Consider the following 22,742-nt stretch of genomic DNA (forward strand, 5'->3'; position numbering starts at 1 on the left):
ACGTGGTCAAAGGGAGAACGTCGGAAAGCATGGCGCGAAGGTTAACAGCCTTCGCGCATGTTTACAACAACTAACTGGGGCCGGCCTAGTTCCTTAACTTAACGGCATTAGCGGCATTAGGGTCAGATCCGACAATTGGACACGAGCTCTACCGTAGTGGCCGCTACGGCAGAGCTCGTGTCCAATTGTCGGATCTGACCCCGGATTGTTAGCGGGCGCGCCAGACGGCTTTGTTGGCTTCGGTTGGCGGCGCCAAACGGGCCGCTTCCTTGCGGGCGCGGGCGGCGTCCAGCGTGGCGACCACGGCGCCCTCTTCCGCTTGCACGCAGTCGCGCGCCGCGGCGTCGATCTTGGCCTGCACGGCGGCCAGCGCTTTTTGCGCGGCGGCGTGGCGGCGGGTTTCCAGTTCCAGCAGTTTCTGCTTGGCGGCGGTCATCGCGGCCGTGGTGTCGGCGACCTTGCGCTGCATCGCCGCATGCGCCTGGGCGGCTTCCACCAGCTCCTGCTGGGCGGCGGCCTTGTCGGCGACTGCCTGTGTGGCGGCCTGCTCTTCGTCGGCACGCTGACGCGCGGCGGCGGCGATATTCTTCTCGGCTTCCAGCCGGCCCGCGATCGCTTTCGATGCGCGCGCTTCGGAAGCGGTGGTCAGCCGCTGTTGCGTCAGCTTCTGGTCGATCAGCGCCAGCGATTGACGCTCGGCTTCGACAAACTCGCGCTCAGCCTGCAACAGCGCAGCAGTGGCGGCAGCCTTGTCCTGCTCGACGCGGGCACGCTCCGCATGCACCACGCCCAGCTCGACGGCCAGGCGCGCCTGAGCTGCCAGCGCCTGCGCGGCGATGGCTTTCTGCTCGGCTTCCAGCGCGACCTGTTCGGTCATCACGCGGGCCGCTTCGGTTTCTTTTTCCGCGGCGGCGGCCAGGCGCTGCTCGGCTTCCTGCTGCTCGCGATACGCCTCGGTTTGCGCGCGCTCGGCGGCGATGCGGTGCTGCGCGGCGTCGGCGGCGTCCTGCTCGGCTTCCAGCTTTTCCTTCAGCGCGGCGATGGCTTGCTGCTCGGCGGCGGCGCGCGCCTGCTCGGCTTGCAACAGCGCTTCGGCCTGCGCGGCTTTGCGCATGGCCAATGCGTTGGCCTCATCCTGCGCTTCGACGTGCAGCGCCAGCGTGGCGATTTCTTTTTGCTCGGCGGCGTTCTGGCTGGCGGCCAGTTCGGCGGCGGCGCGCGACAAGGCGGCGCGTTCTTCGGCCAGTTCGGCGGCGCGCTGCTGCTCCAGGCTGTCGGTGCGGGCCGCTTCGGCGGCGGCTTCATCGGCGGCCTGGCGCAGCTTGGCCTGCTCCAGCGCCAGCGCTTCGGCTTCCACCTTGGCGTGGGTTTTCAGTTCGGCTTCCTGCTCGGCCTGCACGCGGGCCAGCGCGACGGCGCGCAACTGGCTGTCGACTTCGATGCGCGCTTCGGTCGCGGCCAGGATGCTGGCGTCGGCGTCGCGGCGCGCCTGGGCGCTGGCAGCGGCCACCATCTCCAGCCGTTCGCGGTGGATCGCGGCGTCACGGATTTCCTTTTCGGTTTGCAGGCGCAGGTGCAGCGATTGCGCGGCGCTGCGCTCGGATTCGGCCTTGGCCAGCGCGATCTGTTCACGCTCCTGCTCCAGGTGGGCCAGGGCGCGGGCCTCTTCCAGCGCGCGCACTTCGGCGGCGGCGCGGTTGAAGGCCGATTCCAGCGCGATCTGGTCGGCGCGCTCGCGCTGCACGGTCAGGTCCAGCGCTTCCGCTTCGGCCTGGACCAGCATCTGCGCGGTCTGGCGGGCGGCGTGGGCGTGGCGCTCGCGTTCGCGCGCCAAGGTGGCGACGCGGGCGTCGGCGGAAGCGATGCCGACCACTTCTTCCTTGGCGGCCTGCACGGCGGCGACGCGCTCCACCGCTTGCAGGCGGGCTTGTTCGGTCTGCGTCGCCAGTTCTTCGGCGGCGCGGGCGGCCTGCTCGGCCAGCTGCGACTCGGCGGCGATCTGTTCGTGGGCGCGCTTGCGGCTTTCGCTTTCGGCCTTGGCGCGCTGCTCGGCAGCCAGGCGGATTTGCGTGTCGGCTTCGACCCGGGCGCGCAGTTCGGCGGTTTCCTGTTTGACGGCGTCGAGGCGGGCCACGCTGGCCTGGGCGGCGGCGCGCAGCGACTCGAGGCGCTCGCGGTTGGCGGCGATGGCTTCTTCGGAGGCTTGGGCATTTTGCTGCGCGGCGGCGGCGGCTGCGGCGTCCATCGCGGCGCGGTCTTCGGCCAGCGCGCGGGCGCGGGCCTCGGCGTGGGCGCGGTTTTCGGCGGCGCAGGCGGCCTTGGCGTCGGCTTCGACGCGGGCGATCGCTTCCTGGATCGCCTTCATTTCCATCGCGGCGCGCGGAGTCGAGGTAGCTGCGGTCGGTTCGTCCGGATCATGCAGCGACACCATAGGGAGCAGTTTGACGTTGTCGCTGTCTTGTTTGGCCAGTTGTGCTTGCATGAGGGTTCTCGCTAGACGATATGTCCCGGCACCAACCGGGACTTCTGAGTTCTCATTATCAAGTAGCAGGCAAGCAAGCCGAACCGCAAGAAGAGGCGGAAAAACCCGCCATTTCCTTGGATGCGGCACATTCCAACGGCGTTGACGATCAGACTTACCCCTTGGAACGGCGCAGCCATTCGTCCAGGCCGATGCCACCGAGACGCGCCTCGCCCATCGGCACCAGCGAATATTGCTCGACGCGGCCGCCAAAATAACGGGCTTCGGAATCGGCCACCACCACCCGCGCATCGCCCACCGCTTTCAGATAGCGGGCAATGTATTCGTTGAACGGAGCGCGTTCCGGGCCGGCGATCTCGACGATGCCGCTGCGCGGCGCGGCCTGCGCGACATCCGCCACGATGGCAGCCACGTCGTCCGCCGCGATAGGCTGGAACAGGCCCGATGCCAGACGCACCGTATCGCCGTCCGCGGCCGACGCGGCGATCCCGTTGAGGAATTCCATGAACTGGGTCGAGCGGATGATGGTGTAGGGAATGCCGGACGCAGCGATCAGTTTCTCCTGCGCAACCTTGGCCAGGAAGTAGCCGTTGTCCGGCATACGGTCGGTGCCGGCAATCGACAGCGCGACGTGATGCCGCACGCCCGCTTCGGCCTCGGCCGCCAGCAGGTTGCGGCTGGCGGTCTGGAAGAATTCCAGCACCGCCTGCGGCTCCCAGGATGGCGCGTTGGCAAGGTCGATCACGACCTGCGCGCCGGCCATGGCTTGCGCCAGGCCCTCGCCGGTGATGCTGTTGACACCGCTCGAGGGCGAGCCGGCGACCACCTCATGGCCGGCCTGGCGCAGGATGGATACAGTTTTCGAGCCGATCAGGCCGGTACCACCGATAACGACGATCTTCATGATGTGCCTTTCAATAGATTAACAATGCGCTCTAAGGGTCTTCCTGCCTATAAGACGGAACAGGCGGAAGACTTGTGACAGGCAAATCAGATTATTTTCATCGCGGCGGTTTTTACACCGGCCGCAGCGGCGGTTCGTCCATCAGCGAAATCTGCTCTTTCAGCTCCAGGATACGGTCCTGCCAGTAGCGCTGGGTGTTAAACCACGGGAAGGCGATCGGGAAGGCGGGATCGTCCCAGCGGCGCGCCAGCCAGGCCGAGTAATGGATCAGCCGCAAGGTGCGCAGCGCCTCGACCAGGTGCAGCTGGCGCGGGTTGAATTCGCAGAAATCCTCGTAGCCGGCCAGGATGTCGCTCATCTGGCGCGTCTGCTCGGCCCGGTCCCCGGACAGCATCATCCACAGGTCCTGGATCGCCGGACCCATGCGGCTGTCGTCGAAATCGACGAAATGCGGGCCGGCGTCGGTCCACAGCACGTTGCCGCCGTGACAATCGCCGTGCAGGCGCAGCTGCGGCAGTTCGCCGGCGCGCTCGTAGCTGCGGCGCACGCCGTCGAGCGCCTGTTGCGACACGCTGGCGTAGGCTTCCTTCAAATCGGCCGGGATGAACTGGTTGGCCTGCAGGTACTCGCAAGGCTCGGTGCCGAAGGTGGCGATATCGATCGCCGGCCGCTGCAGGTAAGGCTTGATCGCGCCGACCGCGTGGATGCGCGCGATGAAGCGGCCGGTCCACTCCAGCACCGACGGATCGCTGAGCTCGGGCGCGCGGCCGCCGTGGCGGGCGAACACGGCAAACCGGAAACCGTTGAAGTGATGCAGCGTGGCCCGGTCCGGCCCCAGCGCCAGCGCCGGCACCACCGGGATCTCGCGCGCGGCCAGTTCCTCGGTGAAGCCGTGCTCCTCCAGGATGGCCGCGTCGCTCCAGCGCCCCGGACGGTAAAACTTGACCACCAGCGGCTTGTCGTCCTCGATGCCGACCTGGTAAACCCGGTTTTCATAGCTGTTCAGCGCCAGCAGCCGGCCGTCGCCGCGCAGGCCGAGGCTGTCCAGCGCGTCGAGCACGCATTCCGGATTGAGGGCCGAATACGGATGCGGCGCCTGCTCCTGCGGGGCGTCGTGGACGGCGGCCAGCTGGTCCAGCATGCCGGCGGCCAGCGCCGCCGCACGGGCATCGGCCGCTTCGTCGTCAGCGTCTTCGTCTAAATGATCTTGGTTCATCCCCGCATTGTACGGGGCGCGGCGTGTATACTGTCGGCTTCAATCCAAGAAAAGAGCAAGCCATGCAACTCGACCAGCCACTGAGCGAAAAAGAATTCGACGAATTAGACAACTTCCTGCTGTCCGAACGCAGCCCGGAAGATGCGATGACGATGGACATGCTGCACGGTTACCTGACCGCCATCGCCATCGGCCCGGAAACTATCATGCCGGCCGAATGGCTGAAACGCGTCTGGGGCCAGGAAGACACCGATATTCCGAAGTTCAAGAATGAAAAGGAAGAGGAACGCATCCTCCAACTGATCATGCGCTTCATGAACGAAGTGCTGGTGACGTTTGAAGTGGCGCCCAAGGAATTCGAACCGCTGTTCGTCGAGCACGAGCACGAAGGCCAGACCCTGATCGACGCCGAAGCGTGGTGCTGGGGCTTCTGGGAAGGCATGGAGCTGCGTCCCGGCTCGTGGGACGAGATCTGGGAATCGGACGTGCAGGAGCTGATGAAGCCGATCTACCTGCTGGGCGCCGACGAGATCGAGGAAGAAGAACTGCCGCTGGTCGAAGATCCGGTCAAGGCGCACAAGCTGGCGCAGGAGCTGGAGGCCAACCTGCCGTCCATCTACAAGTTCTGGGTGCCGCGCCGCAAGGCCGCCGTCACCACGATCAAGCGCGACGAGCCGAAAGTCGGCCGCAACGACGACTGCCCTTGCGGCAGCGGCAAGAAGTACAAGAAGTGCCACGGCGCCGATACGGCCGAATAAGCCGATGACGCTGCGCGGCGCGGTGCGGTCTTTGCTGCAATTGTTGCGGCAATTGTTGCTGCCAGCGCTGCTGCTGGCGGCGACGTCCGCGTCCGCCGCCCAGCCGGCAGCGGAACTGGTCACCGACCGCACCACCCCCGCCAAACAGGCCGCCGACGCGGCCTTGCTGAAGTCCCTGGACCGCGACGCGTTCTACAACGGCAGCTACGCCGGCCCGACCGGCGCCCTCTCCTACCGCCTGCTGTCGCCGGCCAACGCCCAGCCGGGCCGGCGCTACCCGCTGGTCATCGTGCTGCACGGTTCAGGCGCCGTCGGCACCGACAACACCAGCCAGCTGGGCCAGTTGGCCATGTCCTGGGCCGCGCCGGCGATACGCAAGCGTTTCCCGGCCTACATCCTGGTGCCGCAATTCGCCGAGCGCAGCGCCAACTACGCGCCGTCCTCCGCCGACGGCTTGCTGGCCGCCCAGCCCGGCCCTCGCCTGCCCACACTGCTCGCAGTGGTGGAAAACCTGATGCCGCAATACGCCATCGATGCCGACCGCGTCTACGTCACCGGCTTCTCGATGGGCGCGTCCGCCGCCACCCAGGCGATGCTGCAAAACCCCGCCATGTTTGCCGCCGGCGTCGCGTTCTCCGGCATCCCGCCCGAGCGCAGCGCCGCCGCCCGCTTGAGCGGCATGCAGCTGCTGATCGTGCACGGCAACGCCGACACCGAAAATCCCATCGAGCCCGATCGCGCCATGTTCGCCACCCTGCGGCGCCAGCCCGGCGCCACCCGCATCCGCTTCCTCGAATACCAGGGCATGGAACACCAGGTTCCCGCCGACATGCTGCTCTCCCCCGCCTGGCGCGATTGGCTGTTCGCCCAGCGCCGTCCACACTGACAATCGCATTGACAATATTTGTCAGCGGCATGCCTGACAATTTTTGTCCGGCGCCAGCAATTTTTGTCGCTACTCTCCCAAAATCAAGCACTTAGCCTGTGGCACGATTGTTGCCAGACGGCACATGTCGTCTAAAAATAAAACAGGAGAGATGCATGTCATTCTTACCAACACGCGCATGGCCCGCCGCCTGCCTGCTGACGCTGAGCGGTTCGGTCTGGGCCGCTACGGCCACGGTGGAAAGCACCGCCAGGGGTGCGGTGGCGCTGGGCAGTAAAGTATGGTTCCTCGGCAAAGTCGATGGCCAGGGCGTCTACATGAACTTCGCCGTCAATGGCGTCCCTGGCGGCAATGCCACCTACGGCAGGCTCAACTCGCAAAACGGCGAGTACGTGGCGCCGTCGGTGCTGCCGGCCAATGTGACCATCACCATCACCGGCACCACCACCAAGGATGCCAAGGTCGGCGCCAACCTGTCCGCCAGCACCACGCTGACCTTGAAGGCAGCGACCGCGCCGGCGCCGGCTCCCTCCCCAACGCCGCGCCCGGAACCCAGGCCTGCGCCGACACCAAGCCCGGCGCCTGCGCCAACGCCTGTACCTGCGCCGGCGCCGGTTCCGCCGCCCATCGGCCAGCAACCGGCGCCGGACGCCGCGCGCATCAGCGCCGTGCGCCTGCTGGAGCAAGCCACCTTCGGCGCCACGCCGGCCGACGTCGCCGCGATCAAGGCCAACGGCCAGGCCGCCTGGCTCAAGCAGCAGTTCGCCGCGCCGGCCAGCGCCATCCCTGTCACCACGGACATGAAGCTGCTGCAAAACACCTGGTACAAGAACATGGCGACCGGTCCCGACCAATTGCGCCAGCGCATGATCTTCGCGCTATCGCAGCTGTTCGTCATCTCCGCCGACAAGAACCCGTACGCCAACGAAATCCAGCCGTGGCTGACGACGATCTCCAACAACGCCTTCGGCAACTTCAACACGCTGCTGCGCGAGATGACGCTGAATCCAGCGATGGGCAAGTACCTCGACCTCGGCAACAGCATCACGCCGGCGCCGAACGAAAACTATGCCCGTGAAGTGATGCAGCTGTTCACCCTCGGCCCCGTGCTGCTGAACCAGGACGGCAGCGTGCAGACCGACCGCAACGGCGACCCGATCCCGACCTATGACCAGGCCCGCATCAGCGACTTCGCGCGCGCCCTGAGCGGCTGGACCTACCCCGGCAGCAGCGCCACCGGCATCAACTGGGAAAATTTCACCGGCCCGCTGCAGCCGCGCGACAAGTTCCACGACAAAGGCAGCAAGACCTTGCTGCTGGGCGCCGTCCTTCCTTCCGGCCAGACCGCCGTGCAGGACATGGATGGCGTGATGCAGAACCTGTTCCAGCATCCGAACCTGCCGCCGTTCATCGCCACGCGCCTGATCCGCGCCTTCGTCACCAGCAACCCAAGCCCGGCCTACATCACCCGCGTGGCCGACGTGTTCGCCTACGGCAGCGCCGGACGCGGCGACCTGCAGGCGACGCTGACCGCCGTGCTGACCGATCCCGAAGCGCGCCAGGACGTACCGGCCACCGTACAAGGCCACCTGAAAGATCCGATGCTGCAATCGATCGGCCTGTTCCGCACTCTGGGCGCGACGATCACCGATCCGGGCAACCTGTTCTGGGACTACTTCCTGCTCGGCCAGAAGATCACCGCCGCGCCGAGCGTGTTCAACTTCTACTCGCCGATGACGCGCCTGCCCAGCTCGCCGCAATACTACGGTCCCGAGTTCCAGCTGTACGCGCCGAGCCTGGCCGTGGCGCGCGCCAACTTCCTCTACAAGTTCATCTCCGGCGAATACAAGAGCATGGTCAACGTCGACATCGCGCCGTTCGTCGCCGTGGCCGGCGACGCCACCGCGCTGATCAACCTGGTCGACTCGACCTTGCTGGCGGGCCGCATGTCGGCCACGGCGCGCAGCGCCATCGGCGGCGCCGTCAACGCCTCGGCCGACACGCGCCAGCGCGCCATCACCGCGCTCTACCTCGCCGCCATCAGCGCCGAATTCGCCGTAGCCCAATAAAAGAAGAGAGGAACAACATGAGCAAGCATTCCACCTCCCGCCGCCGCTTCCTCGGCACCGGCGCACAAACCGGCGCGCTGGGCGCGCTGTCCGCGATGGGCCTGATGGGCATCGCCGCGCCGGCCCGCGCCGCCGTCACCGACTACAAGGCGCTGGTCTGCCTGTATCTGTTCGGCGGCAACGACGGCAACAACATGATCGTGCCGCTCGACAGCACCCGCTATGCGCAATACAACGCGATACGCGGCAGCCACGGCCTGGCGCTGTCGACCGCCGCCAAGACGCTGCTGGCCCCACGCAGCGCAACCTTGCAGGCCACGACCAATCCGGTTACGCAGGCATTCGGCTTCCACTACGGCATGCCGGAACTGGACGCGCTGTACGGCCAGGGCCAGGTCGCCGCCATCCTCAACGTCGGCAGCCTGCGCCAGCCGCTGAGCAAGGCACAGTACCTGGCCGGCACCGCCGTGCCGTCGCAGCTGTTCTCACATCCCGACCAGACCATCCAGAACCAGGCCGGCACGCCGTCCTCCGCCGCCACCGGCTGGGGCGGACGGCTGGTGGACGTGCTGGGCACCGGCGGCCACCTGGACGCGATCTCGGTCGGCGCCGGCGGCCTGTTTGTCGAAGGCGCCAGCACCCACGGCAATCTGCTGCCGGGCAACGGCCAGCTGGACCTGGCCGGCATGAACTTCTGGCCGCAGAAGGAAGCCGACGCGCGCCGCGCCGCGCTGGTGCAGATCCTGTCGGCGCAACATCCCAACCTGATCGCCGACGCCGCCAACAAGGCGCTGCTGAACGGCATGGACCTGGTGACCAACCTGAAGGCCGCCAATACCGGCGCGCCGCTGGCGACCGTGTTCCCCGGCACCTCGCTCGGGCAGCAGCTGAAGACGGTGGCGCAGCTGATACGCATCCGCGCGCCGCAAGGGCCGGGACGGCAGGTGTACTTCGTATCGCAAGGCGGTTTCGACACGCACGGCGGCCAGGCCTACCAGCAGTTCGACATGCTGCGCCAGGTGTCGCAGGCGCTGGCCGCGTTCCAGCTGGCGCTGGCGGAGATCCGCGCCGAGCAGCAGGTGACCAGTTTCACGATGTCCGAATTCGGCCGCACCCTGCAGCCGAACAGCGGCGGCACCGACCATGCGTGGGGCAATCACCACCTAGTGGTCGGGGCGGCGGTCAAGGGCGGCGTCTACGGCCAGTTCCCCGACTTCACGCTGGGCGGCAAGGACGACGCCACCGGGCGCGGCGCGTGGATACCGCAGTTCTCCAACCAGCAATACGGCGCCACCCTGGGCCGCTGGTTCGGGGCCGATGCGGACGTGCTGGAAACCCAGGTCTTCAAGAACGAACTGGGCAACTTCGGACTGAAGGACCTCGGCTTCATGGGATAGGCTCTTGGTGTTAAGGCACCAAGAGCCTACTTGGATAACTTCAGCCTGGCATATTCAAGCGCCAGCCGTTTGTACTCCGTCTCTGCAAACTGCTTTAAGGCATCGCGCATGAGTGGTTGATAGCCTATATCGTGGAACTCTGCGATCTTTTTGTAGTCTTCAATAAGTTCCTTCGGCAGCCGTATCGAGATCATTTGTAGCCCGAGGCCGTCGTCGACTTGTTGGTCGACAACGGCGGGAGCAGTCCGCACATACCGCGCATCGCGGCCAAGCGCCCCACTCTCCCACGCCTCTGGAGTGCCTTCAATTTTTTTGACTGTATTTTTCATAGATGCGTACCTCATCGGGATTGGCCTCATATGCAGTGATGATGTAAGACTTCACACTGCGACTCTGGAAGACGACTTTGAGCCGTCGCCGCTTCCGCGTTTCGGCCACAAACCATAGCGTCGGAGGGTTGCGTCTATGCTCTTCGCGATCGTCGGTCAGGAACGCACCGCTTCGATTCTCGAAGCATTCAAGCACCTCCTGCCTGCTGACGCCATGCTTGAGTTTCAGCTTGGCGATTACCGATGCCGGGATAAAGAGCGACTGCACATCCGCACCTTCGTATATACAAATCTACGCCAAAAACTCTCGCAAATCAAAGAATTCACGATTGAACTGAGAAAAATTGTATATACACTGCAGCAGAGCCCTTTGAGCGCCCTCAACAATCTACAAGCTGCCACATACCTCGGGCGAAAAAAAACGCCGGACTCGGCCGGCGTTGTCGCAGTTGCGATTTCAATTACAGCTTGATGAAATGCTCGCGGTAGTATTTCAGCTCATCGATCGACTCGATGATGTCGGCCATCGCCGTGTGCTTCTGGTGCTTCTTGAAGCCGCCGACAATTTCCGGCTTCCAGCGCTTGCACAGTTCCTTGAGCGTGGAGACGTCGATGTTCCGGTAGTGGAAATAGGCTTCCAGCTTCGGCATGTAGCGCACCATGAAGCGGCGGTCCTGACCGATGGTGTTGCCGCACATCGGCGCTTTGCCCTTCGGCACCCACAGCTTCATGAACTTGATCAGCTCCTCTTCCGCCTCGGCCTCGGTCACCGTCGACGCCTTGACGCGGTCGACCAGGCCCGAGCGGCCGTGCGTGCCCTTGTTCCAGGCGTCCATCTTGTCCAGCGTCTCGTCGCTCTGGTGGATCGCGAACACCGGGCCCTCGGCCAGCACGTTCAGGTGCATGTCGGTGACCACCACGGCCACTTCGATGATGCGGTCGGTGTCCGGCTCCAGGCCGGTCATTTCCATGTCCACCCACACCAGGTTGAACTCATTCTGGCGCGGGGCGGTCGCCGCCGGTGCGGAACCTTCAGGCAAATCAGTAGCTTGTGACATAATTCTCTCTTGGCTCGGGTGGAGCCCATTGTTTATCCGAATCCGCCATTTTCTCACAGGCATAGAATGTATTCACTCGCGTTTTCGATTTTGTTTGTTTCTTTCATCATTTTGACGCTGATCGTGCGCTTCTGGCTCGCCTCGCGCCATATCCGCCATGTGCTGGCGCACCGCAGCGCCGTGCCGGCCGAATTCGCCGAGCGCATCCCCCTGGCCGCCCACCAGAAGGCCGCCGACTACACCGTGGCCCGCACCAAGTTCGGCCTGGTCACGCTGCTGGTCAATACCGTGGTCCTGATCGGATTCACGCTGCTGGGCGGCCTGCAGTGGCTGTCGCTGGAGATTTTCAAGCTGACCGGCGCCGGCATGGTCTACCAGCTGGCCCTGCTGGCCGCGTTTGCCGCCATCTCCGGCGCCATCGACCTGCCGTTCGACTATTACAAGCAGTTCGGCCTCGAGCAGCGTTTCGGTTTTAACAAGATGAGCAAGGGCCTGTTCTTCGGCGACATGGTCAAGGGCATGCTGCTGGGCGCCGCCATCGGCCTGCCGCTGGTGTGGGTGATGCTGACCCTGATGGAAAAATCGGGCAACCTGTGGTGGCTGTACGCCTGGCTGGTGTGGAGCGGCTTCCAGCTGCTGATGATGGTGCTGTTCCCGACCGTGATCGCGCCGCTGTTCAACAAGTTCACGCCGCTGGAAGACCAGTCGCTGAAAACCCGCATCGAAGGCTTGATGGCGCGCGTCGGCTTCGCCTCCAAGGGCTTGTTCGTCATGGACGGCTCCAAGCGCAGCGCCCACGGCAACGCCTACTTCTCCGGCTTCGGCGCCAACAAGCGCATCGTGTTCTTCGATACGCTGCTGTCGCGCCTGCAGCCGCAGGAAATCGAGGCGGTGCTGGCGCACGAGCTGGGCCACTTCAAGCTCAAGCACATCATCAAGCGCATCGCCATGATGTTCGCGCTGTCGCTGGGCTTCCTGGCGCTGCTGGGCTACCTGAAGAACCAGCTGTGGTTCTACACCGGCCTGGGCGTCGACCCGCTGCTGCTGCCCGGCCAGGGCAACGACGCCATGGTGCTGCTGCTGTTCATGCTGACCCTGCCGGTGTTCACCTTCCTGTTCGGCCCGCTGACCTCGATCAGCTCGCGCAAGCACGAATTCGAGGCCGACGCCTTCGCCGCCCAGCACACCGACGCGCGCGACCTGGTGTCGGCGCTGGTCAAGATGTACGAGGACAACGCCTCGACCCTGACGCCGGACCCGCTGCACTCGGCCTTCTACGATACGCACCCGCCGGCGAGCGTGCGCATCCGTCACCTGCACGCGGCGGCCGCATGAGTACGCCCATCGCCACCGCCGCCGACCTGCTGAACCGCAACTGCCATCCGGCCAGGGACGCGCTGGACGCCGCCGAGGCCGCGCGCCTGCTGGCGCTGGTGCCGGGCTGGTCGCTGGAGGACGGCAAGCTGGTCCGCACCTTCGGCTTCAACAACTACTATCGCACCATGGCCTTCGTCAACGCGCTCGCTTACCTGAGCCACGCCGAAGACCATCACCCGGAAATGACCGTGACCTATAAAACCTGCGTCGTCCGCTACGACACCCACTCGGTCAACAACGGCCAGGGCGGGCTGTCGGACAACGACTTCATCTGCGCCGCCAAGGCCGGCGTGCTGTTCCACTCGGCGGCGGTGAAGGCATGAGCAAGCCCCAGCAGCTGACCGCCACCATCATCGCCGCCCACGGCCGCCATTACCTGGCCGAGGCCGACGGCGTCAAACTGCAGTGCGTCACGCGCGGCAAGAAGACCAACGTCGCCGTCGGCGACCTGGTGCACGTCACCCTGACCTCGGCCGACCAGGGCGTGATCGACAAGATCGCCGAACGCAAGACGCTGCTGTACCGCTCGGACCAGTACAAGTCCAAGCTGCTGGCGGCCAACCTGACGCAGCTGTTCATCGTCGTCGCCACCGAACCCGGCTTCGCCGACGACCTGGTGTCGCGCTCGCTGGTGGCGGCCGAGGCGGCCGGCATCACCGCACGCCTGATCCTCAACAAGACCGACGTCACCGCGTCGCTGGAACGCACCCGCGAGCGCCTGCAGCCGTACGCCTCGCTGGGCTACCCGGTGCACGAGGTGTCGGCCAAGGCGCGGCCGGACGAAGCGCTGGCCATCCTCGGGCCGCTGCTGGCAGGCCAGTCGTCGATCCTGATCGGCCAGTCGGGCATGGGCAAGTCCTCGCTGATCAACCTGCTGGTGCCGGACGCCGACATCGCCGTGCGCGAGATCTCCGCCGCGCTCGACACCGGCAAGCACACCACCACCTTCACCCGGCTGTACCAGTTGCCGGAGCTGGGGCCCGGCTCGTCGATCATCGACTCGCCCGGCTTCCAGGAATTCGGCCTCTACCATTTGAGCGAGGGCATGCTGGAGCGCGCCTTCGTCGATTTCGAGCCCTACCTCGGCCATTGCAAGTACTACAACTGCCGCCACCTGATCGAGCCGCAATGCGCGATCCTGGCGGCCGTGGCCGAGGGCAAAATCGCTAAAATGCGGCATACGCTGTACGGCCAGCTGCTGCACGAATCGTCCCAGACCCTATATTAAAAAAAACAATTGTCATAGCCTAAGCGCAATCTGCATTTGCAGACTATAATTCCTCAAGGCAATTTCCGCCCAAGGATTACCGATGGACATGTTTGCTGTCGACGACGAAGTAGCGCAATGGGAAGCGGCCCTGCTGCCCTTGCGCGGCCCGGCGCGGCTGCCGCTGCTGGTGCCGCTGGCCTGGCACCTGCGCCAGCGCGACACCGGCCGCGCCGTCGAACTGGCCAGCGAAGGCCTGCAGCTGCTGCCGGCCACCGCGCTGGGGCCCGACGAGATGCAACTGATCGCCGCGCGGCTGCAACTGGTCCACGGCGAGGCGCGCTGGCTGGCCGGCGAGCTGGACGCCGCCGCCGGCATCGTCGAACAGGCTTACCAACAACTGTGCTCGCTGGGCGACCACCAGGGCTGCGCCGACGCCCACTGGCTGCGCGCCTGGATCGCCATCGACCGCGGCGAGCACCGCCGCGGCGAGGATGAACTGGAACTGATGGCCTCGGCGGCCGGCCAGGTCGGCGACGACCAGCGCATCGCCGTGGCCGACGCCGCCAACGCCCGCTGGGCGGTGCTGCACGACCTGCCCGCCGCCGAGCGGCGCTGGGGCCAGCGCTTCGCCGCCGATCCGCAGTCGCACCACCCCGCCGTCTCGGCCTGGATCTACGACTACCACGGCCTGGCCGCCAGCCAGCACAGCGACTACGGCGGCGCCGCGCGCTACTACATCCATTGCTATGAAACGGCGCTCGAGACCGGCCAGCTGCGCGTGGCCATCACCGCCGCCATCAACATCGGCCTGAATTTCACCATCCTCAACGACCACCACTCGGCGCTGGAATGGATGCAAAGCGCGCTGGACCTGGCGCGCCCGACCGGCTGGCCGCGCAGCATCGGCGCCTGCCTGATGCACACCGCCGACACCATGCGCCGCCTGGGCCGCCTCGACGCCACCGAGGAACTGCTGCAAGAAGCGCTGCAGATCCTGACGCCGCTGTCGGGCGCGCGCAGCTACGCCAACGCGCTGTCCTACCTGGGCGACCTGGCGCTGGACAAGAACGACTACGGCGCCGCGCTGGACGCCTTCCGCCGCATGGAGCAGCGCGCCGACGCGCTGCAGCAGGCCGACTTCCAGTCGATCGCGCGGCGCGGCCAGGCCCACGCGCTGTGCTATCTGGAGCGGCCGCAGGAAGCGCTGCAGATGGCCCATCACGCCGTCGAGCTGGCGGCCGGGCAGTCCAACCTGGTCAACCACGTGGCGGCGCTGCGCGTGCTGTCCGAGATCCACCGCCGCCATCCGCTGCCGCCGCCGGCCGGCATGACCGAGCAAAACGCCACGCTGCACTACCTGCACCAGGCGCTGGAAGTGGCCTCCGGCATCAACGGCTACACGCTGCCCGGCGACCTGCACGACGCGCTGGGACGCGAGTACGCGCAGGCCGGCGACTACGCCAAGGCTTACCAGTCGGCGCAGGCCGCCGCCGCCGCGCGCGAAAAGATCCACAGCCAGGAAGCCACCAACCGCGCCATCGCCATGCAGGTGCACCACCAGACCGAGCACGCGCGCGCCGAGGGCATGCACCACCGCGAGCTGGCCGCGTCCGAGGCGCGCCGCGCGGAAATCCTGCAGCAGACCAGCGCCACGCTGGAGCGCCTGTCGGCGATCGGCCAGGAGATCACCATCCACCTCGACGCCGGCGCCGTGTTCCAGGCGCTGAACCGCCACGTGCAGGCGCTGCTGGCGGCCGACACCTTCGCCATCTACCTGTGCGACGCCGGCGGCGACACCGTCAGCCGCGCCTTCGGCATCGAGAACGGCCGCGCGCTGCCGGCCAACACCATCGCCGTCGACAACCCGCGCGCCAACTCGGCCCGCTGCCTGCGCGAACGGCGCGAGATCTATGTCGAGGAGGCCGGGCCGGACGACATCTTCCTGGCGCCGGGCAGCCAGCTGATGGTCAGCGCGCTGTACGTGCCGCTGCTGGTGGGCGAACGGGCGCTGGGCGTGATGACGGTGCAGGCCAGGCACGCGCGCGCCTACGGCGAGCGCGAACGGCTGATCTTCCGCACGCTGTGCGCCTACGGCGCCATCGCGCTCGACAACGCCGACGCCTACCGCCAGCTGCAGGACGCGCAAACCCAGCTGGTGTCGCAGGAAAAGCTGGCGGCGCTGGGATCGCTGATGGCCGGCGTGGCGCACGAACTGAATACGCCGATCGGCAACAGCCTGCTGATCGCCAGCACGCTGGCGCAGAAAACCGAGGAGCTGGAGGCGCAGGTCAACGGCCCCGGGCTGCGCCGCTCGGAACTGGCCGGCTACCTGGCCGACGCCCGCAAGGCGCACGAGCTGGTGATGCGCGGCCTGACCAGCGCGGCCGACCTGGTCAACAGCTTCAAGCAGGTGGCGGTCGACCGCACCACCGAGCAGCGCCGCGTGTTCCAGCTGCAGCAGGTGTCGCACGAAGTGATCGCGACGATGATGAACCGCGTGCGCGCCGCCAACCACCGCATCGAGATCGACGTGCCGGAGCTGATCTCGATGGACAGCTATCCCGGCCCGTTCGGCCAGGTGATCGCCAATTTCATCAACAACGCGCTGCTGCACGCGTTCGGGCGCGACCGCAGCGGCACCATGTGGCTGCGCGCGGCCCTGCCGGCCGACAACCGCGTGGTCGTCACCTTCGGCGACAACGGCGGCGGCATCGCGCCCGAGCACATGTCGCGCATCTTCGATCCCTTCTTCACCACCAAGCTCGGTCAGGGCGGCAGCGGGCTGGGACTGTCGATCAGCTACAACATTGTCACTTCGCTACTGGGCGGCCATATCAGCGTCCACAGCTCGCGCGACGGCACCATCTTTACCCTCGATCTCCCTCTGACGGCGCCCGAGCACCAGATCGCGGCGGCCACGCAGATCTACAACTGAGCACGACAACCTGTCTAGACAGCATAAACCACGGCAATTAGCCCTATCCACCGAATTGCCTTTATAATTGTTCGGCTAAGCCGGCCAGGCACCTCGCCCCAGGCCCGCTCACCTGTCAGTTGTCACTATGTCTATTCAAAAACCGATCAAGCATTACCTGCAGTTTTCCGACTTCACGCTGGCCGAATACGAGTACGTCATCGAACGCGCGCACCTGATCAAGCGAAAATTCAAGAACTACGAGATCTATCACCCGCTGATCGACCGCACGCTGGTCATGGTGTTCGAGAAGAACTCGACCCGCACCCGCCTGTCGTTCGAGGCCGGCATGCATCAGCTGGGCGGCGCGGCGATCTACCTGAACACGCGCGATTCGCAGCTGGGCCGCGGCGAGCCGGTGGAAGACGCCGGCCAGGTGATGAGCCGCATGTGCGACATCATCATGGTGCGCACCTTCGGCCAGGACATCATCGAGCGTTTCGCCGCCAATTCGCGCGTGCCTGTGATTAACGGCCTGACCAACGAACACCATCCATGCCAGGTGTTCGCCGACATCTTCACCTACTACGAGCACCGCGGCCCGATCACCGGCAAGACCGTGGCCTGGGTCGGCGACGCCAACAACATGCTGTATTCGTGGCTGCAGGCGGCCGAGGTGTTCGGCTTCCACGTCAACGTGTCGACGCCGAAGGGCTACGACATGGACATGTCGCTGGTCTCGACCGACCGCTACACCTTCTTCGAGAACCCGTCCGACGCCTGCGAGGGCGCGCACCTGGTCAACACCGACGTCTGGACCAGCATGGGCTACGAAGAGGAAAACGCCGCGCGCCTGAAGGCTTTCGACGGCTGGATCGTCGACAGCGCCAAGATGTCGCGCGCCGCGCCGGACGCGCTGTTCATGCACTGCCTGCCGGCCCACCGCGGCGAGGAAGTCTCGGCCGACGTCATCGACGGCCCGCAGTCGGTGGTCTGGGATGAAGCGGAAAACCGTTTGCACATCCAGAAGGCCCTGCTCGAATACCTGCTGATCGGCCGCATAGAAAACAACTAACCAAGCAACATACACCACCAATTGGAACTAGCATGAGCGATATTAAAAAAGTAGTCCTCGCCTACTCGGGCGGCCTCGATACCTCCGTCATCCTCAAATGGCTGCAGGATAACTACCAGTGCGAGATCGTCACCTTCACCGCCGACCTGGGCCAGGGCGAAGAGCTGGAACCGGCGCGCGCCAAGGCGATCAAGTTCGGCATCAAGCCCGAGAACATCTACATCGACGACGTGCGCGAGGAGTTCGTGCGCGACTTCGTGTTCCCCATGTTCCGCGCCAACACCGTGTACGAAGGCGAATACCTGCTGGGCACCTCGATCGCGCGTCCGCTGATCGCCAAGCGCCTGATCGAGATCGCCAACGAGACCGGCGCCGACGCCATCTCGCACGGCGCCACCGGCAAGGGCAACGACCAGGTGCGCTTCGAACTGGGCGCCTACGCGCTCAAGCCGGGCGTGAAAATCATCGCCCCGTGGCGCGAATGGGATCTGCTGTCGCGCGAAAAACTGCTGAAGTACGCGGAAGACGCCGGCATCGAAATCGACATGAAGCACAAGAACGGCGGCGCGCCGTACTCGATGGACGCCAACCTGCTGCACATCTCGTTCGAAGGCCGGCATCTGGAAAACCCGAGCGCCGAAGCCGAGGAAACCATGTGGCGCTGGAGCGTCAGCCCCGAGGCAGCGCCGGACCAGGCCGAGTACCTGGACATCGAATACGAAAAAGGCGACATCGTCGCGCTGAACGGCGTGCGCATGTCGCCGGCCACCGTGCTGACCGAACTCAATCGCCTGGGCGGCAAGCATGGCATCGGCCGCCTCGACCTGGTCGAGAACCGCTACGTCGGCATGAAGTCGCGCGGCTGCTACGAAACCCCTGGCGGCACCATCATGCTGAAGGCGCACCGCGCCATCGAATCGATCACGCTGGACCGCGAAGTGGCCCACCTGAAGGACGACCTGATGCCGCGCTACGCGTCGATGATCTACAACGGCTACTGGTGGGCGCCGGAGCGCGTCGCGATCCAGACCCTGATCGACCACACCCAGGCCACCGTCAACGGCTGGGTGCGCGTCAAGCTGTACAAGGGTAACGTGATCGTCGTCTCGCGCGATTCGAAGACCGACTCCCTGTTTGATATGAACATCGCCACCTTCGACGAGGACGGCGGCGCCTACAACCAGGCCGACGCCGGCGGCTTCATCAAGCTCAACGCGCTGCGCATGCGCATCGCCGCCAACGCGCGCCTGAAGCGCGGCCAGTAAGCCATATCAGGCATGACCGGCAAGGCCGCTCGATGAGCGGCCTTTTTTTTGTCCTCCGCTACGGCCGACAAAATGATACATTGCTCCCACAGTCTGACCGGAGTGGAGCGCATATGCTGAAAAACCTGAGTATCAAGACAAAACTCGCCATCGGATTCGGCGGCATCGCCGCCATCATTCTGGTCCTGCTGACGGTGGCCTACATCAATTTCAGCAAGCTCTCCACGGCCAGCGGGTGGGACCGCCACACGCTGCATGTGCTGCTGGAGGCGAACCAGATCGAGACGTCCCTGCTGCAGATCCAGACCTCGACCCGCGGCTTCATGCTGACCGGCGAGGAAAGCACCGCCCAGCCGATACCGGCCGAAGAGGAAACCACGCGCCGCCACCTGGCCAGCATGCTCGCGCTGACCGCCGACAATCCGGTCCAGCAGGAACGCCTGAAGAAACTGGCGCCGATGATGGAAAACTGGATCAATAACGTGATCCATCCGCTGCTCGACAAGCGCCGCGCGCTGAACAAGCAGGTCGGCGTGTCGCAGCAGGTGGCCACTTCCGCCGATGTGCTCAACGGCGCCAAGACCATCGCCGACGTGCGGCAGCTGATCCACGACATCAGCGACGACGAGAACCGCCTGCTGACGCAGCGCTCGCAAACCTCGAACGAGCTGCAGCAATCGATGACGATGCTGCTCATCCTGGGCGGCAGCGTGTGCGTGGTGCTGGCCGCCGTCATCGGCTACCTGCTGTCGGCGTCGCTGCTGGGACCACTGAACAAACTCACCGCCGCCGTCGGCAGGATCGCCGGCGGCGAACAGTCGGCGCGGGCCGAGGTGCTGTCGGCCGATGAACTGGGCGACGTGACCACCGCCTTCAACCACATGGCGCAGGCGATCCAGGACAGCCAGGCCAACGAGCTGGCGGCCACCAACCTGCTCAAGTCCAAGGTCGACTCGCTGCTGGCCGTGGTCTCGAAGGCGGCCGCCGGCGACCTGACCGGCAGGATCGAGGTGGCCGGCAGCGACGCCATCGGCCAGCTGGCCCATGGCCTGGACCGCATGTTCGAGAACCTGCGCGCGCTGCTCAACAATGTGCAGAAGGCCGGCATCTCGGTCACCACCTCGGCCACCGAAATCGCCGCCTCGGCCAAGCAGCAGGAGGCCACCGGCATCGAGCAGGCGCAGACCAGCGTCGAGATCCTCAGCACCACCAAGGAAATCTCCGCCAACACGGCGCAGCTGCTCAAGACCATGGAAGACGCCACCGCCGTCGCCGACTACACCACCAGCGCCACCGCCGACGCCCAGAACAACCTCAAGCGCATGGACAGCACCATGCAGCACATGGTCTCGGCCACCGACTCGATCAACGCCAAGCTGGCCGCCTTGTCGGAGAAGGCCTCCAACATCAACAGCGTGCTCATCACCATCACCAAGGTGGCCGACCAGACCAACATCCTCTCGCTCAACGCCGCCATCGAGGCCGAGAAGGCCGGCGAGGCCGGACGCGGCTTCTCGGTGGTGGCCACCGAGATCCGCCGCCTGGCCGACCAGACCTCGGTGTCCACCTGGGACATCGAGCAGATGCTCAAGGAGATGCAGTCGGCGGTGTCGGCCAGCGTGATGGGCATGGACAAATTCTCCGAGGAGATACGCCGCAGCGTCGGCGAGGTGCGCCAGGTGACGGACCAGTTGTCCGGCGTGATGGACCAGGTGCAGAAACTGGCGCCGCAGTTCGACGCCGTGCTGCAGGGGATGCAGTCGCAGGCGGTGGGCGCGCAGCAGATTTCGGAAACCATGATACAGCTCAACGACGCCACCCAGCAGACCGTCGAGTCGCTCAAGGCCACCAGCGAGGCGGTGCACCAGCTGCAGTACGCTGCGGGCAATTTGCAAACCAGTGTCGCCAACTTTGCCGTGGCCGCCTGAGCGTGGGACAATGTTATGTGAACCGTGCCGCGTGAACCGCGGCCACTGGAGAAAAAAATGTTTAAAGACCTGAGCATCAAGAAGAGGCTGTACCTGAGTTTTGGCGCCATCCTGGCCATCATCCTGGTGCTGCTGTCGATCGCCTACAACCGGTTCAACAGCCTGTCCGACGCCAATGCCTGGGACAGGCACACGATGGATGTGCTGCAGTCCATCGACACCCTGCGCAACGACCTGCTGCAAGTACAGGTGGAGGCGCGCGGTTATTACCTGACCGGCGCGCCCGAGCGCTTTACCCGCACCCACAAGGAATTGGCGGACCTGCCCGGCTCCCTCCAGCAGCTGCAAAAACTGGCCTCCGACAACCCGGAACAGGTCGCCCGCTTCAAGAAGCTGGAAAGCATGATCGACGTATGGGCCAAGGACGTCATCGAATCGCAGCTGAAAATACGCCAGGACCTGGGGGACAAGCCCGGCGCCGCCGACGCCATGGGTCATACCGGATCGCTAGCCACCGGAAACACGGCCATCACCGATATCTACAAACTCATGACCGATGCGACCGACGACGAACGCCGGTTGCTGGCCCGGCGCACGGAGGCGTCCGCCCAATTGCAGGAAACCATGCGCCTGCTGCTGTCGGCCGGCGGCCTGGCATGTATCGTGTTGTCGGCGGTGGTGGCGTGGCTGCTGGCAAAGTCGCTGCTGGCGCCATTGAACAACCTGACCCATGCCGTCGGCCGCATCGCCAGCGGCGTGCAGTCGGCGCGCGCAGAAGTGCTGTCGGCCGATGAGCTGGGCCAGGTGACGACGGAATTCAACCGCATGGCGCAGGCGATCCAGGACAGCCAGGCCAACGAGCTGGCGGCCACCAACCTGCTCAAGTCCAAGGTCGACTCGCTGCTGGCCGTGGTCTCGAAGGCGGCCGCCGGCGACCTGACCGGCAGGATCGAGGTGGCCGGCAGCGACGCCATCGGCCAGCTGGCCCATGGCCTGGACCGCATGTTCGAGAACCTGCGCGCGCTGCTCAACAATGTGCAGAAGGCCGGCATCTCGGTCACCACCTCGGCCACCGAAATCGCCGCCTCGGCCAAGCAGCAGGAGGCCACCGGCATCGAGCAGGCGCAGACCAGCGTCGAGATCCTCAGCACCACCAAGGAAATCTCCGCCAACACGGCGCAGCTGCTCAAGACCATGGAAGACGCCACCGCCGTCGCCGACTACACCACCAGCGCCACCGCCGACGCCCAGAACAACCTCAAGCGCATGGACAGCACCATGCAGCACATGGTCTCGGCCACCGACTCGATCAACGCCAAGCTGGCCGCCTTGTCGGAGAAGGCCTCCAACATCAACAGCGTGCTCATCACCATCACCAAGGTGGCCGACCAGACCAACATCCTCTCGCTCAACGCCGCCATCGAGGCCGAGAAGGCCGGCGAGGCCGGACGCGGCTTCTCGGTGGTGGCCACCGAGATCCGCCGCCTGGCCGACCAGACCTCGGTGTCCACCTGGGACATCGAGCAGATGCTCAAGGAGATGCAGTCGGCGGTGTCGGCCAGCGTGATGGGCATGGACAAATTCTCCGAGGAGATACGCCGCAGCGTCGGCGAGGTGCGCCAGGTGACGGACCAGTTGTCCGGCGTGATGGACCAGGTGCAGAAACTGGCGCCGCAGTTCGACGCCGTGCTGCAGGGGATGCAGTCGCAGGCGGTGGGCGCGCAGCAGATTTCGGAAACCATGATACAGCTCAACGACGCCACCCAGCAGACCGTCGAGTCGCTCAAGGCCACCAGCGAGGCGGTGCACCAGCTGCAGTACGCGGCGGGCGGTTTGCAGACCAGCGTCGCCAACTTCGCCGTCGCGGCCTAGGC

General features: G+C 65.4%; 18 protein-coding genes. 13 read left to right on the forward strand and 5 right to left on the reverse strand.

What is annotated here, in order from left to right:
- Positions 1 to 208: 208 nt before the first annotated feature.
- The 3 genes from ABWW33_RS32440 to ABWW33_RS32450 form a co-directional block, all read right to left on the reverse strand.
- Positions 209 to 2,482, reverse strand: coding sequence for a coiled-coil domain-containing protein (locus ABWW33_RS32440; RefSeq protein ID WP_353405542.1), 2,274 nt, complete (start codon positions 2,480 to 2,482; stop codon positions 209 to 211).
- Positions 2,483 to 2,636: 154 nt separating this feature from the next.
- Positions 2,637 to 3,386: an SDR family oxidoreductase gene (locus ABWW33_RS32445; RefSeq protein WP_353405543.1), complete on the reverse strand. Its 750-nt coding sequence runs from the start codon at positions 3,384 to 3,386 to the stop codon at positions 2,637 to 2,639.
- A gap of 112 nt (positions 3,387 to 3,498) precedes the next feature.
- Positions 3,499 to 4,527, reverse strand: coding sequence for an SrkA family protein kinase (locus ABWW33_RS32450; protein WP_444551025.1), 1,029 nt, complete (start codon positions 4,525 to 4,527; stop codon positions 3,499 to 3,501).
- Positions 4,528 to 4,664: 137 nt separating this feature from the next.
- Between ABWW33_RS32450 and ABWW33_RS32455 the strand changes: the two genes are divergently transcribed.
- The 4 genes from ABWW33_RS32455 to ABWW33_RS32470 all read left to right on the forward strand — a co-directional run bounded on the left by ABWW33_RS32455 (position 4,665) and on the right by ABWW33_RS32470 (position 9,712).
- Positions 4,665 to 5,360 (forward strand): UPF0149 family protein, encoded by a 696-nt coding sequence (locus ABWW33_RS32455; protein ID WP_176653535.1) that lies wholly within the window; start codon positions 4,665 to 4,667, stop codon positions 5,358 to 5,360.
- Between the two features lie 4 nt (positions 5,361 to 5,364).
- The gene (locus ABWW33_RS32460; RefSeq protein WP_353405545.1) at positions 5,365 to 6,246 is read left to right on the forward strand and encodes a carboxylesterase family protein; all 882 of its coding nucleotides are present in this window, start codon (positions 5,365 to 5,367) and stop codon (positions 6,244 to 6,246) included.
- Between the two features lie 155 nt (positions 6,247 to 6,401).
- Positions 6,402 to 8,315: a DUF1800 domain-containing protein gene (locus tag ABWW33_RS32465; protein WP_353405546.1), complete on the forward strand. Its 1,914-nt coding sequence runs from the start codon at positions 6,402 to 6,404 to the stop codon at positions 8,313 to 8,315.
- A gap of 17 nt (positions 8,316 to 8,332) precedes the next feature.
- Positions 8,333 to 9,712, forward strand: coding sequence for a DUF1501 domain-containing protein (locus ABWW33_RS32470; protein WP_353405547.1), 1,380 nt, complete (start codon positions 8,333 to 8,335; stop codon positions 9,710 to 9,712).
- Positions 9,713 to 9,738: 26 nt separating this feature from the next.
- On the opposite strand, the gene ABWW33_RS32475 is transcribed toward ABWW33_RS32470, so the two are convergent.
- A complete protein-coding gene (locus tag ABWW33_RS32475) occupies positions 9,739 to 10,041 on the reverse strand; it encodes a hypothetical protein (RefSeq protein ID WP_353405548.1) in 303 nt (100 codons plus the stop codon).
- 136 nt (positions 10,042 to 10,177) lie between these two features.
- Between ABWW33_RS32475 and ABWW33_RS32480 the strand changes: the two genes are divergently transcribed.
- Positions 10,178 to 10,513, forward strand: coding sequence for a hypothetical protein (locus ABWW33_RS32480; RefSeq protein ID WP_353405549.1), 336 nt, complete (start codon positions 10,178 to 10,180; stop codon positions 10,511 to 10,513).
- Here the strand turns inward: ABWW33_RS32480 and orn are convergent.
- Positions 10,503 to 11,099, reverse strand: coding sequence for an oligoribonuclease (orn, locus tag ABWW33_RS32485; protein ID WP_176653531.1), 597 nt, complete (start codon positions 11,097 to 11,099; stop codon positions 10,503 to 10,505). The genes ABWW33_RS32480 and orn overlap by 11 nt on opposite strands.
- A 66-nt stretch (positions 11,100 to 11,165) precedes the next feature.
- Here orn and ABWW33_RS32490 point away from each other — a divergent pair, with 66 nt between their 5' ends.
- The 8 genes from ABWW33_RS32490 (at position 11,166) to ABWW33_RS32525 (ending at position 22,740) form a co-directional block, all read left to right on the forward strand.
- Positions 11,166 to 12,434: a M48 family metallopeptidase gene (locus tag ABWW33_RS32490; RefSeq protein ID WP_353405550.1), complete on the forward strand. Its 1,269-nt coding sequence runs from the start codon at positions 11,166 to 11,168 to the stop codon at positions 12,432 to 12,434.
- Complete coding sequence (locus ABWW33_RS32495) at positions 12,431 to 12,799, forward strand: 4a-hydroxytetrahydrobiopterin dehydratase (RefSeq protein WP_353405551.1); 369 nt, start codon at positions 12,431 to 12,433, stop codon at positions 12,797 to 12,799. The genes ABWW33_RS32490 and ABWW33_RS32495 overlap by 4 nt, the downstream gene beginning before the upstream one ends.
- A complete protein-coding gene (gene rsgA / locus ABWW33_RS32500; protein ID WP_176653528.1) occupies positions 12,796 to 13,704 on the forward strand; it encodes a ribosome small subunit-dependent GTPase A in 909 nt (302 codons plus the stop codon). The genes ABWW33_RS32495 and rsgA overlap by 4 nt, the downstream gene beginning before the upstream one ends.
- An 82-nt stretch (positions 13,705 to 13,786) precedes the next feature.
- On the forward strand, positions 13,787 to 16,621 hold the full coding sequence (locus ABWW33_RS32505; protein WP_176653527.1) for an ATP-binding protein: 2,835 nt from the start codon (positions 13,787 to 13,789) through the stop codon (positions 16,619 to 16,621).
- Positions 16,622 to 16,748: 127 nt separating this feature from the next.
- Positions 16,749 to 17,675, forward strand: coding sequence for an ornithine carbamoyltransferase (argF, locus tag ABWW33_RS32510; RefSeq protein WP_176653526.1), 927 nt, complete (start codon positions 16,749 to 16,751; stop codon positions 17,673 to 17,675).
- A gap of 32 nt (positions 17,676 to 17,707) precedes the next feature.
- Positions 17,708 to 18,940, forward strand: a complete 1,233-nt coding sequence (locus tag ABWW33_RS32515) for an argininosuccinate synthase (protein WP_176653525.1) — start codon at positions 17,708 to 17,710, stop codon at positions 18,938 to 18,940.
- Positions 18,941 to 19,053: 113 nt separating this feature from the next.
- Complete coding sequence (locus tag ABWW33_RS32520; RefSeq protein ID WP_353405552.1) at positions 19,054 to 20,868, forward strand: methyl-accepting chemotaxis protein; 1,815 nt, start codon at positions 19,054 to 19,056, stop codon at positions 20,866 to 20,868.
- A 57-nt stretch (positions 20,869 to 20,925) separates the two neighbouring features.
- Complete coding sequence (locus tag ABWW33_RS32525) at positions 20,926 to 22,740, forward strand: methyl-accepting chemotaxis protein (RefSeq protein WP_353405553.1); 1,815 nt, start codon at positions 20,926 to 20,928, stop codon at positions 22,738 to 22,740.
- Positions 22,741 to 22,742: the final 2 nt, after the last annotated feature.

It is taken from the genome of Duganella hordei (assembly GCF_040369125.1).
Lineage (GTDB): Bacteria > Pseudomonadota > Gammaproteobacteria > Burkholderiales > Burkholderiaceae_D > Rugamonas > Rugamonas hordei.

Excerpts from the sequence above, each read along its gene's own strand:
- ABWW33_RS32440 (WP_353405542.1), bottom strand. The coding sequence starts at position 2,482 with ATGCAAGCACAACTGGCCAAACAAGACAGCGACAACGTCAAACTGCTC.
- ABWW33_RS32445 (WP_353405543.1), bottom strand. The coding sequence starts at position 3,386 with ATGAAGATCGTCGTTATCGGTGGTACCGGCCTGATCGGCTCGAAAACT.
- ABWW33_RS32450 (WP_444551025.1), bottom strand. The coding sequence starts at position 4,527 with ATGCTGGACCAGCTGGCCGCCGTCCACGACGCCCCGCAGGAGCAGGCG.
- ABWW33_RS32455 (WP_176653535.1), top strand. The coding sequence starts at position 4,665 with ATGCAACTCGACCAGCCACTGAGCGAAAAAGAATTCGACGAATTAGAC.
- ABWW33_RS32460 (WP_353405545.1), top strand. The coding sequence starts at position 5,365 with ATGACGCTGCGCGGCGCGGTGCGGTCTTTGCTGCAATTGTTGCGGCAA.
- ABWW33_RS32465 (WP_353405546.1), top strand. The coding sequence starts at position 6,402 with ATGTCATTCTTACCAACACGCGCATGGCCCGCCGCCTGCCTGCTGACG.
- ABWW33_RS32470 (WP_353405547.1), top strand. The coding sequence starts at position 8,333 with ATGAGCAAGCATTCCACCTCCCGCCGCCGCTTCCTCGGCACCGGCGCA.
- ABWW33_RS32475 (WP_353405548.1), bottom strand. The coding sequence starts at position 10,041 with ATGAAAAATACAGTCAAAAAAATTGAAGGCACTCCAGAGGCGTGGGAG.
- ABWW33_RS32480 (WP_353405549.1), top strand. The coding sequence starts at position 10,178 with ATGCTCTTCGCGATCGTCGGTCAGGAACGCACCGCTTCGATTCTCGAA.
- orn (WP_176653531.1), bottom strand. The coding sequence starts at position 11,099 with ATGTCACAAGCTACTGATTTGCCTGAAGGTTCCGCACCGGCGGCGACC.
- ABWW33_RS32490 (WP_353405550.1), top strand. The coding sequence starts at position 11,166 with ATGTATTCACTCGCGTTTTCGATTTTGTTTGTTTCTTTCATCATTTTG.
- ABWW33_RS32495 (WP_353405551.1), top strand. The coding sequence starts at position 12,431 with ATGAGTACGCCCATCGCCACCGCCGCCGACCTGCTGAACCGCAACTGC.
- rsgA (WP_176653528.1), top strand. The coding sequence starts at position 12,796 with ATGAGCAAGCCCCAGCAGCTGACCGCCACCATCATCGCCGCCCACGGC.
- ABWW33_RS32505 (WP_176653527.1), top strand. The coding sequence starts at position 13,787 with ATGGACATGTTTGCTGTCGACGACGAAGTAGCGCAATGGGAAGCGGCC.
- argF (WP_176653526.1), top strand. The coding sequence starts at position 16,749 with ATGTCTATTCAAAAACCGATCAAGCATTACCTGCAGTTTTCCGACTTC.
- ABWW33_RS32515 (WP_176653525.1), top strand. The coding sequence starts at position 17,708 with ATGAGCGATATTAAAAAAGTAGTCCTCGCCTACTCGGGCGGCCTCGAT.
- ABWW33_RS32520 (WP_353405552.1), top strand. The coding sequence starts at position 19,054 with ATGCTGAAAAACCTGAGTATCAAGACAAAACTCGCCATCGGATTCGGC.
- ABWW33_RS32525 (WP_353405553.1), top strand. The coding sequence starts at position 20,926 with ATGTTTAAAGACCTGAGCATCAAGAAGAGGCTGTACCTGAGTTTTGGC.